This window comes from Pseudomonas sp. AM14(2022) (assembly GCF_036346455.1).
Taxonomy (GTDB): domain Bacteria; phylum Pseudomonadota; class Gammaproteobacteria; order Pseudomonadales; family Pseudomonadaceae; genus Aquipseudomonas; species Aquipseudomonas putida_A.
The window spans coordinates 203,341-220,116 of the sequence record NZ_JAOTNY010000006.1 but is presented as its reverse complement, the minus strand read 5'-3'; the positions used below and the strand labels follow the sequence as shown (position 1 = coordinate 220,116).

The 16,776-nt window shown below is 62.2% G+C and carries 13 protein-coding genes; 6 read left to right on the top strand and 7 right to left on the bottom strand.

Features of this window, described 5'->3' with window-relative positions; genetic code table 11:
- Positions 1-330: 330 nt before the first annotated feature.
- Together V3W27_RS14700 and V3W27_RS14695 are read right to left on the bottom strand one after the other, a co-directional pair.
- Positions 331-1,371 (bottom strand): AraC family transcriptional regulator, encoded by a 1,041-nt coding sequence (locus V3W27_RS14700; protein ID WP_103369258.1) that lies wholly within the window; start codon positions 1,369-1,371, stop codon positions 331-333.
- A 3-nt stretch (positions 1,372-1,374) separates the two neighbouring features.
- Positions 1,375-2,505: a carbon-nitrogen hydrolase family protein gene (locus V3W27_RS14695; protein WP_103369259.1), complete on the bottom strand. Its 1,131-nt coding sequence runs from the start codon at positions 2,503-2,505 to the stop codon at positions 1,375-1,377.
- 206 nt (positions 2,506-2,711) lie between these two features.
- Between V3W27_RS14695 and V3W27_RS14690 the strand changes: the two genes are divergently transcribed.
- Together V3W27_RS14690 and V3W27_RS14685 are read left to right on the top strand one after the other, a co-directional pair.
- Entirely contained in the window at positions 2,712-4,751 is a 2,040-nt protein-coding gene (locus V3W27_RS14690; RefSeq protein ID WP_330206912.1) for an NADPH-dependent 2,4-dienoyl-CoA reductase, read from the top strand.
- A gap of 226 nt (positions 4,752-4,977) precedes the next feature.
- On the top strand, positions 4,978-5,904 hold the full coding sequence (locus V3W27_RS14685) for a 1-aminocyclopropane-1-carboxylate deaminase/D-cysteine desulfhydrase (protein ID WP_330206911.1): 927 nt from the start codon (positions 4,978-4,980) through the stop codon (positions 5,902-5,904).
- A 161-nt stretch (positions 5,905-6,065) separates the two neighbouring features.
- Here the strand turns inward: V3W27_RS14685 and V3W27_RS14680 are convergent, their stop codons facing one another.
- The 3 genes from V3W27_RS14680 to V3W27_RS14670 form a co-directional block, all read right to left on the bottom strand.
- The gene (locus tag V3W27_RS14680) at positions 6,066-6,614 is read right to left on the bottom strand and encodes a cytochrome b (RefSeq protein WP_097088200.1); all 549 of its coding nucleotides are present in this window, start codon (positions 6,612-6,614) and stop codon (positions 6,066-6,068) included.
- Positions 6,615-6,808: 194 nt separating this feature from the next.
- Positions 6,809-7,636: a phosphonoacetaldehyde hydrolase gene (phnX, locus tag V3W27_RS14675; RefSeq protein WP_097088199.1), complete on the bottom strand. Its 828-nt coding sequence runs from the start codon at positions 7,634-7,636 to the stop codon at positions 6,809-6,811.
- A 146-nt stretch (positions 7,637-7,782) separates the two neighbouring features.
- Positions 7,783-8,892 carry a 2-aminoethylphosphonate--pyruvate transaminase gene (locus V3W27_RS14670; RefSeq protein WP_330206910.1) on the bottom strand — a complete coding sequence of 370 codons (1,110 nt, stop codon included), beginning with the start codon at positions 8,890-8,892 and terminating at the stop codon, positions 7,783-7,785.
- Positions 8,893-9,005: 113 nt separating this feature from the next.
- On the opposite strand from V3W27_RS14670, the gene V3W27_RS14665 reads away from it, so the two are divergent.
- Complete coding sequence (locus V3W27_RS14665; RefSeq protein ID WP_135295402.1) at positions 9,006-9,866, top strand: LysR substrate-binding domain-containing protein; 861 nt, start codon at positions 9,006-9,008, stop codon at positions 9,864-9,866.
- 122 nt (positions 9,867-9,988) lie between these two features.
- Here the strand turns inward: V3W27_RS14665 and V3W27_RS14660 are convergent, their stop codons facing one another.
- Positions 9,989-10,861 carry a LysR family transcriptional regulator gene (locus V3W27_RS14660; protein WP_115985612.1) on the bottom strand — a complete coding sequence of 291 codons (873 nt, stop codon included), beginning with the start codon at positions 10,859-10,861 and terminating at the stop codon, positions 9,989-9,991.
- Positions 10,862-11,131: 270 nt separating this feature from the next.
- Here V3W27_RS14660 and V3W27_RS14655 point away from each other — a divergent pair, with 270 nt between their 5' ends.
- Both V3W27_RS14655 and V3W27_RS14650 read left to right on the top strand, forming a co-directional pair.
- Entirely contained in the window at positions 11,132-12,457 is a 1,326-nt protein-coding gene (locus tag V3W27_RS14655) for an MFS transporter (protein ID WP_330206909.1), read from the top strand.
- A 71-nt stretch (positions 12,458-12,528) separates the two neighbouring features.
- Positions 12,529-13,920 (top strand): FAD-dependent oxidoreductase, encoded by a 1,392-nt coding sequence (locus V3W27_RS14650; RefSeq protein ID WP_330206908.1) that lies wholly within the window; start codon positions 12,529-12,531, stop codon positions 13,918-13,920.
- Positions 13,921-14,462: 542 nt separating this feature from the next.
- Here the strand turns inward: V3W27_RS14650 and V3W27_RS14645 are convergent.
- The gene (locus tag V3W27_RS14645) at positions 14,463-15,848 is read right to left on the bottom strand and encodes a type VI secretion system Vgr family protein (RefSeq protein ID WP_330206907.1); all 1,386 of its coding nucleotides are present in this window, start codon (positions 15,846-15,848) and stop codon (positions 14,463-14,465) included.
- 219 nt (positions 15,849-16,067) lie between these two features.
- Between V3W27_RS14645 and V3W27_RS14640 the strand changes: the two genes are divergently transcribed.
- A complete protein-coding gene (locus V3W27_RS14640) occupies positions 16,068-16,772 on the top strand; it encodes a YebC/PmpR family DNA-binding transcriptional regulator (RefSeq protein ID WP_027614601.1) in 705 nt (234 codons plus the stop codon).
- Positions 16,773-16,776: the final 4 nt, after the last annotated feature.

Below are 16,776 nucleotides of genomic sequence, written 5' to 3'. Positions count from 1 at the left end.
AATGTATATGTTGATTGACACTGCGCTTTCGCGAGCAAGCCCGCTCCCACATTTGTTTTGTGGTGTACTCAAATCTCGTTACATTCCCCCGACAAAAATCCTGCGATAAATTCCTGACCACCTGCTACGTTTTATTCATGAAGGCGGGATGTCACTTTTCCTTCATACGGGCACGATAGGCTCGAGGCACTGGTCAGTTGACCGGGCTATTTTCAAACGGGCAGCAGGGGGATCACACGATGGATGACTATCAAGAAGAACTGCTCGAATACCAGGCATATGAACTGGATCAGCCAGAGCCGGCCGAAGACGCCACCGAGTTGTAAGGTGTCAGGCGGTTTTGCGGTGACTGCGGCGAAACTCGCCGGGGGTCTGGCCGCTCCAGCGCTTGAAGGCGCGTTGAAACGCCTCGGCTGAAGCAAAGCCCAGCAGGTAGGCGATCTCGCCGAACGCCAGTTCGGTGTCGCGGATGTAGGTCATCGCCAGATCACGGCGGGTGTCATTGAGGATCGCGCGAAACTGCGTGCCTTCCTCGGCCAGTTTGCGCCGCAACGTCCAGGTCGGCAGCTTCAGGCGCGCCGCCACTTCTTCCAGGTCGGGTTCCCGGCCACCATTGAGCAACGGCCCCAACAGCTGAGTGATGCGTTCACGCAGGCTGCGGGTGCGGGTCAATTGCTCCAGTTCTCGTTCACACAATTGCAGCAGATGCCGCCAGGTACTCGGGCAGTGCTCGGGATTACGCTGTGCGAGGCTGTTCAGGTTCAGGCGCAATTGATTGCGTTCGGCGCCGAACTGGATTGGGCAGTCGCCCAAGACGTTGTAGGCGTCGCGATAGTCCGGCGCGTCAAATTCGATCTCGATGCGTTCGGCGCGCAGTGGCTCGCGACCGACGCTGGACAGCTGATGCAGCCAGCCGGCAATGATCGAATCCACTACAAAACGGTTATAGGCGTTGTACGGGCTGATCGAATAGAAGCGCAGCCACGCGCCATGAGCGTCTTCGTGAAAACTCGACTGCCCGCGATAGTTGGAGCCGTACAGCGGCTCGAAGCGGATCAGACAACGGGCGGCCTCGCGCACGGTCGGCGCCTGCGCGGCAGTGACCCCGGCGAGCCCGGCCTGACTCAAGCGGCTGAGCTGGCCCATGCGCAAGCCCAGTGCCGGATCGCCGGTCAACTGAATCGCGCTGTGCCCCAGACGCATGTAGCGCGGAATCGACAACCGCGCGCCGGCCTCGGCCAGTCGCGCAGCATCCAGCCCATATTGTTCGAGCAGCGGTTGCGGATCGGCACCTTGGCTGCGCACGGCATCAGCGAGGCTGTGCACGAAACCTACCGACAGATCCCCCAGGCGCATCGGCAGCGGCTTCATGGCTTACAACCAGATATTCAGCAGACGCGCGCCACGGGCTTCGCCATCGGCGAATTGCTGACCGTTGCTGCTGAGGAAGCTTTGCCCCGAACCGGGCTTGTCCCAGAACTGGCCGCGCAGGAACACACTCATGCCAGCAATCGCGCGACTGCTCGGCGGCTGCGCGGTCAGCGTCAGGCGATGCCAGGCCTGACCCTCACTGATTTCCCCGGGCTTGAGGCTGACCGACCCGGGTGTACTCGAACCCTTGTAGCCGGCCCACGGCTGATTCCAGGCGTCGTGGCCGACGACGAAGGCCGGCACCGCCACCAGTTGCGCGCCTTGCTCGTCAAGTCGGCGATAGTTGTCGGGGTACCAGCTGTCGCTGCCGATCAGCACACCCAGACGCCCGGCCGGGGTCTCGATCACGTTGATCGCATGCTCGTCTTCGCTATTGATCACGTCGCGCTGTTCGAAGATCGGGTGCATTTGCCGCTGGGGCTGGCCCAACGGCACGCCATCACGGCCGAACACCACGCTGCTGTTGAACAGCGCGCCGCTGCCGGGCTTGAGTTGGCCATCACGAATGCTCGGTTCGGGCAGGACGATGGAACCGGCCACCAGTGTGACGTGGAATTCCTTGGCCAGACCACCGAATAACGTCTGGTAATCCTTGGCCATGGCTTTGGACTTCATGCGCAGGTGCGCGTCGTCGAGGCGATTTTCGCCCTTGGCAGTGAGCCAGGCGCGGGCGAACAGCAACGGATTGCTCGCCGCCAGCCAGTTCATCGCTTCGACCAGGGTCGGCGCCTGATACAGCTCGTCTTTCTCGCCGCTGATCATCAGCCAGGTGCCGACATGCTCGGGCAGTACCACCACGGTTTTTTCGTTGAGCAGCCCCTGATCCTGTGCCTGCTGCAGATAAGCTGCGAGTTTGCGGTGCAGGCGCTCCGGGCTTTGGTAGTCGGTGGGAAACAGTTCCGGCTGGATGCCCAGCAGATTACCGCGGTCGGCGGGCGTGCCCTGATCGACCGCCAGTTTGATGCGCAGGTCCGACAGGTAATGCCCCGCCGGCCGGTCCGCCGCCCACATGGCGTAGGTGGTCAGGGCGGCAACGATGGCCATGGAGAAAAACAGATACAGAAGTTTGCGCATGAAAACCAACAACAGCCGGGTACAGGGTGTGGCGACTAGGGTAGGGCGCATGCCTGCGCTTGCCAAGGGGCGCTGCGCATTTGGATCAATAAGTTGTCAGTTTCGGTCATTGAGTGACAGCAGTGCGACTCTTAGTCTGTCGAACATGACTGACGGGGGACGCAGAGCTCCCGCAATTTCCGTGATCGCACGTTGTGGAGTTACCGATGACCGCCGCTCATTACCCGCACCTGTTGGCCCCGCTGGACCTGGGATTCACCACGCTGCGCAACCGCACCCTGATGGGCTCGATGCACACCGGCCTTGAAGAGAAACCGGGTGGCTTCGAACGCATGGCCGCGTACTTCGCCGAGCGTGCCCGTGGCGGCGTCGGCCTGATGGTCACCGGCGGTATCGGCCCGAACGACGAGGGCGGCGTGTACTCCGGTGCAGCCAAGCTGACCACCGAGGAAGAAGCGCTCAAGCATCGCATCGTCACTCGCGCAGTGCACGAGGCGGGCGGCAAGATCTGCATGCAGATCCTCCACGCCGGGCGTTATGCCTACAGCCCGAAACAGGTGGCGCCGAGTGCGATTCAGGCGCCGATCAACCCGTTCAAGCCCAAAGAGCTGGACGAGGAGGGCATCGAGAAACAGATCAGCGATTTCGTCACCTGTTCGGTACTGGCGCAGAGCGCCGAGTATGACGGTGTGGAGATCATGGGCTCGGAAGGTTATTTCATTAACCAGTTCCTCGCCGCGCACACCAACCACCGCACCGACCGCTGGGGCGGCAGTTACGAAAACCGCATGCGCCTGCCGGTGGAAATCGTCCGCCGCGTACGCGAAGCCGTCGGCCCGAACTTCATCATCATTTTCCGTTTGTCGATGCTCGATCTGGTCGAGGGCGGCAGCAGTTGGGAAGAGATCGTGACCCTGGCCAAAGCCATCGAGCAGGCCGGCGCGACCATCATCAATACCGGCATCGGCTGGCACGAAGCGCGGATACCGACCATCGCCACCAAGGTGCCGCGCGCGGCGTTCAGCAAGGTCACCGCCAAATTGCGTGGTTCGGTGAACATTCCGCTGATCACCACCAACCGCATCAACACCCCGGAAATCGCCGAGCAGATCCTCGCTGAAGGCGATGCCGACATGGTCTCGATGGCGCGGCCGTTCCTCGCCGACCCGGACTTCGTCAACAAGGCCGCCGAAGGCCGCGCCGACGAAATCAACACCTGTATCGGTTGCAACCAGGCGTGCCTCGATCACACCTTCGGCGGCAAACTCACCAGTTGCCTGGTCAACCCGCGTGCCTGCCATGAAACCGAGCTCAACTATTTGCCGGTGCAACAGATCAAGAAGATCGCCGTGGTCGGTGCCGGCCCTGCCGGTCTGTCCGCCGCGACCGTGGCGGCCGAGCGCGGTCATCAGGTAACCCTGTTCGATTCGGCCAGCGAAATCGGCGGCCAGTTCAACATCGCCAAGCGTGTGCCGGGCAAGGAAGAATTCTTCGAAACCTTGCGCTACTTCAAGCGCAAGCTGCAGACCACGAATGTCGAGGTGTGCCTGAATACTCGCGTCGACGTGGCGAAACTGGTGGAGGGCGGTTACGACGAAATCATCCTCGCCACCGGCATCGCGCCGCGCGTGCCGGCGATTCCGGGCGTGGAGAATGCCAAGGTGCTGAGCTACCTGGACGTGATCCTTGAGCGCAAACCGGTGGGCAAGCGTGTCGCGGTGATTGGCGCGGGCGGCATCGGTTTCGATGTCTCGGAATTCCTTGTGCACGAAGGCGTGGCCACCAGTCTGGATCGCACCGCGTTCTGGAAAGAGTGGGGCATCGACACGAACCTGGAAGCGCGCGGTGGCGTGGCCGGGATCAAAGCAGCGCCGCACGCGCCGGCTCGCGAAGTGTTCCTGTTGCAGCGCAAGAAAACCAAGGTCGGCGATGGCCTGGGCAAGACCACCGGCTGGATTCACCGCACGGGCTTGAAGAACAAGCAGGTGCAGATGCTCAACAGCGTTGAATACCTGAAAATCGACGATGAAGGCCTGCACATCCGTATCGGCGAAACCGGCGAGCCGCAAGTGCTGGCGGTGGACAACATCGTGATCTGCGCCGGACAGGATCCACTGCGGGATCTGCAGGACGGTCTGGTCGCGGCGGGGCAGAGTGTGCACCTGATCGGCGGCGCTGATGTGGCGGCCGAGCTGGATGCCAAGCGCGCGATCAACCAGGGTTCGCGCCTCGCCGCTGAACTTTAAGCTACGCCGCTTAACCTGTGGGAGCGAGCTTGCTCGCGAAAGCGGAGTGTCAGCCAATACACATGTCGACTGACACGACGCCTTCGCGAGCAAGCCCGCTCCCACAGTGGATTGGCAGTGTGCGCAACATTTATGGATGGCGCGGATCCTGTAGGAGTGAGCCTGCTCGCGATTGCGTCCTGTGAGCGACTAGAATGCCGGCTCTGCCTCGAATGATCAGTCGCCCATGCTTCTTCCTCCCGCCAACTGGCTACCCCAAGCCCCCCTCGAATTGCTTCAACTCGACTGGCTCACCAACGCCGGAATCGAGGTCGCGATCCTGCGCCTCGACCAGATCGACCCGCTGATCAGCGGCAACAAATGGTTCAAACTCGTCGAGCATCTCAAGGCCGCCGACCGCGCCGGCGCGCAGGGCATCATCAGCCTGGGTGGCGCGCATTCCAATCATCTGCATGCGCTGGCGGCGGCTGGCAAGCGTCTGGGTTTCGAAACCGTTGGGCTGTTGCGTGGCCATCCACAGCAGACGCCGACGGTCAGCGATCTGCAAGCGTTCGGCATGCAACTGCACTGGCTTGGTTACGGCGGCTATCGGGCGCGGCATGAGCCGGGGTTCTGGGAGCCGTGGCGGGCGCAGTATCCAGATTTTCATGCGGTGCCGGAGGGCGGTGGCGGATTGGCGGGCGCATTGGGCTGCAAGGTGTTGAAGGAGCAGGTGATCGCGCAACTGGGCAACCTGGGCTGGAGCAATTATCACGGCTGGTGGCTGGCCTGCGGCACCGGGACGACGCTGGCAGGGCTGGTGCTCGCAGAGGCCGGTGCGCATCCAGTGTATGGCGCACTGGCGGTGCCCGAGGATCATGGGGTGGCGCCGCAGGTGGCGGCGATTATGCAGGAGGCAGGTGTCGCTGCTGCCGACTACGAGCTGCTCGACGCCAGTCGCGGTGGCTTCGCCAAGGTTGACACGCAGCTACTTGCATTCATCGAGAGCATTGAACGCTGTAGCGGCGTTGCGCTGGAGCCGCTGTACACCGGCAAGGCGTTGCTGGCGCTCAAGGAGCGGATCGAGGCGGGCGGATTCGCGTCAGGTACACGGTTGATCTTCGTGCACACGGGTGGAATGCAAGGGCGACGAGGATTCGTTTCCTACAGTTGAACTTCTGTGGCGAGGGAGCTTGCTCCCGCTCGGCGGCGCAGCCGTCGTTGATCCAGCAAAAACGGTCTGCCTGTCAGACCACCGTTTCTGCATTCAGGTCTGCTGCGTAGCCCAGCGGGAGCAAGCTCCCTCGCCACAGGGGAATTTCACCGAGGCTATGTTCAACCGCGCTTGGGCATCATCCGCAACAAGGTGTTATCGCCCACCACATAATGGTGATAAAGCCCCGCCAGCGCATGCAGGCCGATCAGCCAGTAGCCGATATTGCCGATCAACACATGCCAGTGCTCCACCTGCTTGGCGAATGCCTTGTCTTCATGAACCAGCAGCGGCAGATCGAAGCCGTAGAACATCACCTGATGCCCCTCGGCGCTGGTAATCAGCCAGCCAAGAATCGGCATGCTGATCATGAACAGGTACAACAACCAGTGCATCACCCGCGCCAGCAGAGTCTGCCATTGGGGCGAGGCCGGGAAGATTTTCGGTGCCGGGCCGATGCTACGCGCTACCAGGCGAAACCACACCAGCACGAACACGGTCAGGCCGAGCATGTAGTGCACTTCGCGGATCAGCGAGCGGCCGCCACTGCCTTTGGGAAAAATCCCGCGCAACTCCATGCTGGCATACACCAGGATCAACAGGACCAGCATCAGCCAGTGCAGCAGCACGGACACGGTGCTGTAGCGGGATTCGGAACTTGTCCACGGCATACGGTGTTTCCTCACAGATCAGGGTCGCCACGTGCCGTTCTTGTGCGACGGCATGCTTTAACTGTAATCCCCTTTGGCAGATTTGCCTGAGGCTGATCGGAGTTTCACTGCGCTGAGTCAGGGCTTTAGCCAAAAAAAAACGCCAGTGTCGCGAAGACCCTGGCGTTTTCTATTGTTTTGACGAAAAGGCGCGATCAGCTCGATTGCGGCATCTCACCGTTGGCCAGACGCTTGTTGATGTCGGCAATCACTTCCGGCAGGTCGCTGATGGTGTCGATCATGTAGTGCGGGCGCGAATCGGCGAACAGCGCGTGGATGCGTTTGCGTTCGCTGGCCAGTTCGTCGCTGCCCAGCGCCCGGTAGCCGGCGTAGTCCAGGCCCAGCGCGTTACCCGAGCAGATCAGCGCCACGGTCCACATTCCGGCGCGACGACCTTCGAGGATGCCCGGCACGGTGTCATCGATCTTCACGCAGGCCGCGACGTCGTCGATGCCCAGGGCGATCACGTTGGCCAGGGCCTGAGCCGGCCATGGGCGACCGTTCGGCACTTCGTCGGTGGCGACTACATGGTCGGCGACGTAGCCGTTGGTAGCGGCCAGCGCCACGACCTTGTCCATCACCTGTTTCGGGTAGCCGGAGCAGGAACCGATCTTGATCCCTTGCTGGCGCAGGTTGGCGATGGTTTCCAGTGCGCCGGGAATCAGCGCCGAGTGCTCGGCGATCTTCTCGATCTGTAGCGGCATGAAGCGGTTGTAGATCGCGGTCACGTCATCGTCGGTCGGGGTGCGGCCGAACGCTTTGCGATAACGCTCGGCGACCTGCGGCTGATCGCACAGGGTACGGATGTGATCCCACTTGCCCATGCCCATCGGGCCACGGGCCTCTTCGATGGAGACCTGAACGTCGAATTCGGCGAAGGCTTCGACGAAGATCTGCGTTGGCGCGAACGAGCCGAAATCGACCACGGTGCCGGCCCAGTCGAGGATGGCGGCTTGCAGTTTGTTTGGGTTGGTGTAGTTCATGGCAATCAAAATCCTGAGTTGGCAATACGGTTCAAAACTGTGGGAGCGGGCTTGCTCGCGAATGCGCTGGCACATTCAACATTGATGGCGGCTGACACTCCGCCTTCGCGAGCAAGCCCGCTCCCACAGGGGGATTAGGGTGTTGTTCAGATCTCTAGCACTTCCATCTCGCGCAGCACTTCACCCACTGCCGCCACGGCCTGGCGCATTTGGTCCGGGTTGACGTGGCCGATGCAGCCGACGCGGAAGGTTTCGACCTGGGTCAGTTTGCCGGGGTAGAGGATGTAACCCTTGGCCTTGACCCGTTCGTAGAAGTCCTTGAACTGGTAGCGCGGATCTTGCGGGGCATGGAAGGTGGCGATGATCGGGGCCTGGATCGCTGCCGGCAGGAAGCTGCGCAGGCCGAGCTTGCCCATCTCTTCCATCAACGCCTGACAGTTGGCGGCGTAGCGCGCATGCCGCGCGGGCAGGCCACCTTCTTCGTTGTATTGCAACAGCGCTTCATGCAGCGCCGCGACCACATGAGTCGGCGGAGTGAAGCGCCACTGGCCGGTCTTCTGCATATACGTGTGCTGGTCATACAGGTCCATCGCCAGCGAATGCGAGTTGCCGGCCGCTGCTGCCAGCGATTCCTTGCGGGCGAAAACAAAACCCATCCCCGGCACACCTTCCAGGCACTTGCCGGAAGCGGCGATCAGCGCATCGAACGGCACTTTTTGCGCGTCCACCGGCAGTGCGCCGAACGAGCTCATGGCATCGATGATCAGGCGTTTGCCGTGTTGCGCGACGACCTCGGCGATTTCCGGCAACGGGTTGAGAATGCCGGTGCTGGTTTCGCAATGAATCAGCGCGACGTGGCTGATGTCGCCATCGGCGCGCAGCAGGCGGTCGACGTCGGCAGCGGTGGTCGGTTCGTCTTCGGCGGTTTCGAAGGTGCTGAACGAGCGGCCGAGCACTTCGCAGATCTTCGCCAGACGCTTGCCGTAGGCACCGTTGATCAGCACGAGGATTTTGCCGTCACGCGGTACCAAGGTGCCGATGGCGGCTTCGACAGCGAAGGTGCCGCTGCCCTGCAATGGCACGCAGTGGTGAGTGGCGGCGCCGTTGAGGATCGCCAGCAATTGCTCGCAGAGGCTGGCGGTCAGTTGATTGAAGCGGTCATCCCATGACCCCCAGTCGATCATCATTGCCTGGCGGGTGCGGGCCGACGTGGTCAACGGGCCGGGAGTGAGCAGGATGGGTGCGGCAGTACTCATTCGTGTGTCCTCGCGATAGCGCTGTGGGATGAAGCTACGGGGCATACGTTGCAATTCGGCGGTCTATCAATCAAATTGTTTGTTGTTATGCCAGCCATCAGTGAGGGTTATCCATGAATCTGTTCCAGCTGCGCGCCTTCGACGCCGTGGCCCGGGAAGGCAGCTTTACCCGCGCCGCCGCGCGCCTGTTCATCAGTCAGCCGGCGGTCACCGGACACATCAAGGCGCTGGAGGAGCACTACCAGATCACCTTGTTGCGTCGCACCGCACGCCGGGTGGAATTGACCGAGGAGGGCACCAAACTGGCGGCGATCACCCGCGCCATGTTCGGTTTGGCCGAAGAAGCGCAAACCCTGCTCGAAGCCAATCGTCAGTTGCTCACCGGGCGCCTCGAAGTGGCGGCGGACGGCCCGCACATGGTCATGCCGATGCTCGCCAGCCTGCGTGCGCGCTATCCGGGGATCACGGTGAATTTGCGTCTGGGCAATGCGCAGGAAACCCTCGCCGCGCTGTTGTCCGAGCATGCGGACGTGGCGGTGCTGACCGAGGTCGAACCGCGCAAGGGCCTGCATCTGCAAGCGTTGAGCGAATCGCGGATCTGCGCGCTGGTGCCGGCGGCGCATGCGTGGGCGCAGCGTGCCGGCGAAGTGAAGCTCAAGGAGCTGGATCAGGTGATCATGGTGTTGCGCGAGCCGAGTTCGATCACCCGGCGCACCTTCGATCAGGCCTGCAATCAGGCGGCGGTGCATCCGCGAGTGTTGCTGGAGCTGGACAGTCGCGAGGCGGTGACCGAAGCGGTGGCGGCGGAACTCGGGGTGGGTGTGGTGTCGTCGGTGGAGGTCAGCCATGACCCGCGGGTGGTGGCGATTCCGATCGTCGGCGACGGGCTGGTCAATCGGCACATGATTGGCTGCATGGAGCGGCGGCGGGAGTTGCGCTTGATTCAGGCGTTCTTCGGTCTGGCGCCGGCCTGATACACCGTGGTGCTCCAATCGCGAGCAGGCTCACTCCTACAAGTGTTGTGGGGAGCACATAATGTTTGACCGACATAGATCCTCTGTAGGAGTGAGCCTGCTCGCGAAGGGGCCAGACCGGTTTACACAAGGCTCTCGCGCACCATCTCGAGAAACGTCGCCACCACCCGCCGTGAACTCTGCTCACGCAAGCACACCAGCGTCTCGGTCAACCGCCGGGTGCAATCGGTGATCGGCAACGCACACACCCGCGAATCCGCACCAAACTCGGCCGCCGACACCACCCCCACACCAATCCCCACCACCACTGCCTCACGCGCCGCTTCCCGGCCCTCGACCTGAATCGCCGGACGAATGCGGAACCCGGCGCGGGCCATTTCTTCCTCCAGGGTCTGCCGGGTCACCGAGCCGTGTTCGCGCAGCACCAGCGGCGTATCGTCCAGGTCGGCCAGGCAGATCGACTCGCGCTCGGCCCACGGGTGATGGCGCGAGACGAACGCCACCATCGGGTCGTTGCGTAGCGGCACGCACAGCAGACGTTCATCAGTGACATCGCGCCCGAGCAGCGCCAGATCGGCCTGATAGTTGAACAGGCGAAACAGCGATTCATCGGTGTTGCCGGTCTCGATCTTCACGCTGATCCCCGGATACCGCTCGCAGAACCGCGCGATCTGCGGCAGCACGTGTATCGGTGCGTCCACTGCGAGAATCAGGCTGCCAGTCTGCAACGCCTGGGATTCCTGCAGCAGTTCCTGGGCTTCAGCCTCAATCACAAACAGCCGCTGAGTGATCGCCAGCAGGCGTTCACCGAGATCGGTCAGGCGCACCGAACGCTTGTTGCGATGAAACAGCAACACACCGAAGCGTTCTTCGAGTTTGCGCACCTGGTCGGAAATTGCCGGTTGCGTGAGAAAAAGCCGTTCGGCGGCTTTGGTGAAGCTTCCATGCACGGCCACGGCGTGGAAGGCTTTGAGCTGGGCGTGGGACACCGACATGCAGCCTCCAGTAACAAGCTGTGCTTATGTGTGAAATACGATAAATCGATTTTATTTATTAAACAGTAATTGCTTTGATCCGCTCACGCCAGCGCTGACTGTCCGCTCGGACAGCAGCGTCGGCGATGAGCCTGTGCGTGCAACAACAGGACTCATCTGACCGCTATCGCCATCAGGGATGGGGCGCTGGCGCAGTGCTCAACAATAAAAAACACAGGCGTTTACTTAACGATTCTGCCGGCACACTCACACCCTGAGGTCAGAACCACAATGAACAAGCACATCGGCACCATTGCGCGTTGGCGCATGCAGATTTTCGCTGTCACCTGGCTCGCGTACGCCGCTTTCTATTTCACCCGCAAAGCGTTTTCGGTGGCCAAACTGGGCATCGCCGAAGACCCGACCTTCATGCTCGACAAGATGGCCATGGCCAACCTCGATGCGATCTATCTGGCGGCCTACGCCATCGGCCAATTCACCTGGGGCATGCTTGCCGACCGTTTCGGCCCGAGGGTCGTGGTGCTTGGCGGGCTGCTGATTTCCGCTGGTGCGGCATTGGTGATGGGCAGTTTCGCGACCTTGCCGATCTTCGCCACTTGCATGCTGATCCAGGGGCTGGCGCAGTCCACCGGCTGGTCGGGATTGTGCAAAAACCTCGGCAGTTTCTTCCCCGCCGAACAGCGCGGGCGCGTGCTAGGTCTGTGGAGTTCCTGCTATGCGTTTGGCGGTCTGGTGGCCTCGCCGTTCGCCGGCTGGTGGGCGTATACGCTGATGGGCACCTGGCACGCGGCGTTCATTTCCAGCGCGGCAGTGGTCGCGGTGGTGGCGCTGTTGTTCTTCATTTTTCAGCGCAACAAACCGGAAGACGTCGGCCTGCCGGCGGTGGAGCCGGAGCCGGATCTCAGTGCCGCGGAAACCGAAGCCAACAGCAAACTCAGTGTCTGGGAGCCGTTGAAGGAAATCCTGCGCAACCGCACGGTGCTGGTGCTGGGCCTGGCGTACTTCATGTTGAAACCGGCGCGTTACGCGATTCTGTTGTGGGGGCCGGTGATCGTCTTCGAGCAGATGCCCAGTGTCGGCAAGGTCGGCGCGGCGATCATTCCCACCTCGTTCGAACTGGCCGGTCTCCTCGGGCCGATCATGATCGGTCTGGCCTCGGACAAACTGTTCGGCGCCCGGCGCATGCCGGCCTGCGTCCTCAGCCTGCTGGCGCTGACCGTGACCCTGGCGCTGTTCATGGGCGCCTTGCACACCGGCAGCGTGATGCTGGTGGTGGCGCTGCTGTTTGTCATGGGCCTGACCCTGTACGGCCCGGATTCGATGATCAGCGGCGCGGCCGCCATCGACTTTGGCAAGGCCAAGGCCGGTGCCACGGCGGCCGGTTTCGTCAACGGCTGCGGCTCGGTCGGCGCGGTGCTCGGCGGATTGCTGCCGGGTTACTTCGATTCGGTGACGGTGTTCATCGTCTTCGCCGGCTGCGCGTTGTTCTCGGCGCTGGTGCTGATTCCGCACTGGAACAGCCGCCCGGTCGGGGTGATGGAACCGCGCGCGTCCATTCCCAATTGCCCGCTGACCATCAAACCCCTGCGTAACTGAAAACCCTTGCCTCGTGGCCTGCTGCGGCGCTCGCGGCAGGCTGTGTCGTGGCCATCTGACTGGAGAATCCCATGCGACCATTTTGGCTCGAGCAGGCCTTGCAGGCCGACCCATCCGCGACGTGCCCGTCACTGCAAGGCGAAGTGCGCAGCGACGTGTGCATCGTCGGCGGCGGCTACACCGGGTTGTGGACGGCGATCATGCTCAAGCAGCAGAACCCGGAACTCGACGTATTGCTGATCGAAGCCGACATCTGCGGCGCCGGCGCCAGTGGGCGCAACGGTGGTTGCGCGTTGTCGTGGTCGGCCAAGTATTTCACCCTCGAGCGGCTGTTCGGCGTCGAGGAGGCGGTGCGCCTGGTCAAGGAATCCGAGCGCAGCATCCACGCCATCGGCGCGTTCTGCGAACAGTACGGCGTCGATGCCGATTACCGCCTCGACGGCACCTTGTACACCGCCACCAACAAGGCGCAGGTCGGTTCGACCGATGCAGTGATCGCCGCGCTGGAGCGCAACGGCATCAACTCGTTCACCCAGCGTCCGGTGGCCGATGTGCAGCGCATGGCCGGTTCCAGCAAGCATCTGGAGGGCTGGTTTTCGCCGGCGGCGGCCAGTGTGCAACCGGGCAAACTGGTGCGCGGCTTGCGTCGGGTAGCGTTGCAACTGGGTGTGAAGATCCACGAGAACACGGCGATGACCGGCCTGGAGGAGGGCCGTCCGGCGCGTATTCACACCGCTTGCGGCTGCGTGATAGCCGACCGCGTGGTACTGGCGATGAACGCGTGGATGGCCCGCGCTTTTCCGCAGTTCGAACGCAGCGTGGCGATTGTCTCCAGCGACATGCTGATCACCGAACCACGCCCGGATCTGCTGCAGGAGATCGGTTTGACCAGCGGCGTTACGGTGCTTGATTCGCGGATTTTCGTGCACTACTACCACAACACGCCGGACGGCCGGATCATGCTTGGTAAGGGGGGGAATACTTTCGCGTTTGGCGGGCGGATGCTGCCGGTGTTCGATCAGCCTTCGCCATATGCTGGGTTGCTCAAACGCAGTCTCGGCAACTTCTTCCAGGCGTTTGCCGATGTAAAGATCGACGCGACGTGGAACGGGCCGTCGGATCGATCGGTCACCGGGTTGCCGTTTTTCGGGCAGATGAGTGCCAGTGGCAATGTGTTTTATGGCTTTGGTTATTCCGGCAGTGGCGTCGGGCCGTGTCACATGGGCGGGCAGATTCTTGCCTCGTTGGTGCAGGGGCTTGATAACCCTTGGACACGTTCGCCGTTGGTGAACGGGCCGCTGGGGTATTTTCCGCCGGAGCCGATTCGGTATCTGGGGTCGTTGATGGTGCGTAATGCGATTCGGCGCAAGGAGCGGGCTGAGGATCATGGGCGGCGGCCGCGGCATCTGGATGTGCGGTTGGCGAAGTTTGCGGCGGCGGCGGGGAAGGCTGACAAGGGGTGATTGGGGGCTGGCGAGCGCTGCGTTCTTTTGGGTTACCGAGTACATATCCGTTTCTGCGGTAACGGCTTCTTATGGTTTCGCTCTTACAGCGACTCACTTTTCCAGACGCCGAAAAGTAAGCAAAAGGCTTGGCCCCGGCGTACGGCCCTCGCCTAGGCTCGGGTTCCTTCGTTACGGGATTCATCCGGGGGGCATCGCCTCCGGTTTGCTTCGCTGCACCTCCTCTCGATGTGTTCGACTTCGTCGAACGGTCGCTGCGCTCCCACCCCCGGATAAACCCCTTCACTCAGCCTGCCGATGGGGCCGGCACGGCAAGATCAAGAGCTGCAGCCGAGCTAACGCTCATCCTGTTGAGTGGTGAAAAGCATGCGCTTGGCTTTAGCTCCCTGTGGGAGCTGGCCTGCCAGCGAAGGCGGCCTACGAGCCGACCCACCTCCAACAGCCCGCACCCAATCCATCTGTAGGAGTGAGCCTGCTCGCGATAGCGACCTCACAACCACCCAGTTTCTTCCAGGTGTTCTCAATGCCAATGTCTGCGGCGCTTACGGATCGGCACCGTGCAGCAGCCAATCGAGCAACAGGCTACTGTCGCGCGGTGGTGGTGTTTCACTCGGTGGCGCGGGACGCGTGTTGGCGAGGCACAGAATCGGTCGATCCGGGTCGCTGTCGAGGAAGCTGACCCACACCTCACTGCCGGCGCGGGGCAACTGGTGGGTGGCGAGCCGGCCGGCGCCGGTCAGTGCGATTGGCAGCCACAGGCATGCAGACTCAGTTGTCTGCGCCGGCCAGAGGTTGACGCCGATGCGCCCGCGATCATCCAGTTGCGCGGGCTGGCCGGGCGATCCCAGCACTTGTGCCAGATGGTAGCCGCCGATGTTCGGGCGCGGCTGTGCCAACGGCGGGCGAAAATCGCTTGACCAGGGCAGGGCAGTGAAGTCGTTTCGATAGCGATGCACATCAGTGGTCGGGTCGAGGATCGAGGGGTGCTGGCCCTGGTGGTGCAGTTCGGTGATCAGCCATTGTTCATTGAAGGTATTGATCGGATGCTCGCTGATCTGTAACAGATGCCCGCTGCGCAACGCGCTGCCATCGCAGGTGCCCCGGATCGAGCGCGTCTGACAGCGCTGGCGCTGCAGATGGCGACGGCTGCGTTGTTCGGCGTGACGCTGTTCGCCGGACAGGTTCTGCGGTGCGAGTGCGGGCACGGGATGGTTGGCCGCGTCGGTGGCGATGGCCTCCTGCCCGCGGTTGCGAATGCCGTGCGCAGCCATCAACGGTGGCGCGTCATGGCGCTGAAACAGCGTGCTGACGCGCGGTGATGGTGTGTCGTCGGTGATGCCAAACGGCACCAGCAACGGTTCCTGCGGCAGGCTGAGGTTGTCATCGGCAAACACCAGCACATGCCCGTTCGGGTGATGCTCGAAGTGATAGTGGATGCCTTCCTCCTCACACAGCCGTTGCACGAAGGCCAGGTCACTTTCTTCGTACTGGATGCAGAAGGGCCGCGGCGGGTATTGGCCGACGCTCATTTCGATCCGGTAACTGTCCGCCGGCAACTCATGCTCGCCGAGCAATTGCGCGAGGATCGTCGGCACGCTCGTTTGCACGAAGACCCGGCGCCGGGGCGGCTGGTCCAGACTCAGCAGCAGCGGGACGAGGATCAGCCGGTAGCCGATGCGGTGGCTGGCGCGATGCTCGCAACTGACGCTGTGGATCAGACCGTGGATCCCGTGATCGGCGCCCAGGCGCAGGAACGCCGGTTGGCGCAGCAGACTGCCTGGGGGCAACGCCGGTGCCAGACCGATCATTTCAATCTCGAAGCGAAACGGCTGATTGAGTGCTTCCTTGCCACTGAAACGCAAGACCGGCAGGCACAGCGGGCCGTCGGTCAGGGTCAGGGTGAACGGGCTTTCCTTATCATTGAGCATTCGTACGGGCTCTGTGGGCAATACGGACGGCAGAGGGTACGAAAACGCGAGCACGAATGGTCATGGCTGGTGGGCTTTTCAGAATCGCCCTACAAGTCGTGGTGACGATGTCGATTCAACAATGATTTTTTTGGTCGATTGCCGACTTTAGGCCGTATAAACTTGGCGCCACGCGTCGGCCAATAGATGTCTCGGCGCCACAGATCAAGAGAGTGAGTAATGGGCGCACAGTGGAAGGTTAAACACAAAGAAGCGGCAGCCAACGCCAAGGGCAAGATCTTCGGCAAACTGGTGAAAGAAATCACCATCGCTGCCCGCAACGGTGCCGATACCGCCACCAACGCACACCTGCGTCTGGTGGTCGAGCAGGCCAAGAAAGCCTCGATGCCCAAGGAAACCCTGGACCGCGCCATCAAGAAAGGCGCCGGCCTGCTGGGCGAAACCGTGCAGTACCACCGCGTGACGTACGAAGGTTTCGCGCCGCATCAGGTTCCGTTGATCGTCGAGTGCGTCACCGACAACATCAACCGCACCGTCGCGGAAATCCGCGTGGCGTTCCGCAAGGGTCAACTGGGCGCTTCCGGTTCGGTGGCCTGGGACTTCAACCACGTCGGCATGATCGAAGCGTCGCCGGACACCCCGGACGCCGATCCGGAAATGGCCGCGATCGAGGCCGGTGCCCAGGACTTCGAGCCGGGCGAAGAGGGCGCGACCCTGTTCCTGACCGATCCGACCGACCTCGACGCCGTGCAGAAAGCCCTGCCTGAGCAAGGCTTCACGGTGCTGTCGGCCAAACTCGGCTACCAGCCGAAGAACCCGGTCAGCGGCCTGAGCGCCGAGCAGATGGCTGAAGTTGAAGCGTTCCTCGAAGGCCTCGACAACCACGACGACGTGCAGGACATGTTTGTCGGTCTGGCGGGCTGATTTG

Bases quoted from the DNA above. Each gene is read 5' to 3' on its own strand.
- V3W27_RS14690 (WP_330206912.1), top strand. From the start codon at position 2,712: ATGACCGCCGCTCATTACCCGCACCTGTTGGCCCCGCTGGACCTGGGA.
- V3W27_RS14640 (WP_027614601.1), top strand. From the start codon at position 16,068: ATGGGCGCACAGTGGAAGGTTAAACACAAAGAAGCGGCAGCCAACGCC.
- V3W27_RS14655 (WP_330206909.1), top strand. From the start codon at position 11,132: ATGAACAAGCACATCGGCACCATTGCGCGTTGGCGCATGCAGATTTTC.
- V3W27_RS14695 (WP_103369259.1), bottom strand. From the start codon at position 2,505: ATGCGCAAACTTCTGTATCTGTTTTTCTCCATGGCCATCGTTGCCGCC.
- V3W27_RS14685 (WP_330206911.1), top strand. From the start codon at position 4,978: ATGCTTCTTCCTCCCGCCAACTGGCTACCCCAAGCCCCCCTCGAATTG.
- V3W27_RS14650 (WP_330206908.1), top strand. From the start codon at position 12,529: ATGCGACCATTTTGGCTCGAGCAGGCCTTGCAGGCCGACCCATCCGCG.
- V3W27_RS14645 (WP_330206907.1), bottom strand. From the start codon at position 15,848: ATGCTCAATGATAAGGAAAGCCCGTTCACCCTGACCCTGACCGACGGC.
- V3W27_RS14660 (WP_115985612.1), bottom strand. From the start codon at position 10,861: ATGTCGGTGTCCCACGCCCAGCTCAAAGCCTTCCACGCCGTGGCCGTG.
- V3W27_RS14700 (WP_103369258.1), bottom strand. From the start codon at position 1,371: ATGAAGCCGCTGCCGATGCGCCTGGGGGATCTGTCGGTAGGTTTCGTG.
- phnX (WP_097088199.1), bottom strand. From the start codon at position 7,636: ATGAACTACACCAACCCAAACAAACTGCAAGCCGCCATCCTCGACTGG.
- V3W27_RS14670 (WP_330206910.1), bottom strand. From the start codon at position 8,892: ATGAGTACTGCCGCACCCATCCTGCTCACTCCCGGCCCGTTGACCACG.
- V3W27_RS14680 (WP_097088200.1), bottom strand. From the start codon at position 6,614: ATGCCGTGGACAAGTTCCGAATCCCGCTACAGCACCGTGTCCGTGCTG.
- V3W27_RS14665 (WP_135295402.1), top strand. From the start codon at position 9,006: ATGAATCTGTTCCAGCTGCGCGCCTTCGACGCCGTGGCCCGGGAAGGC.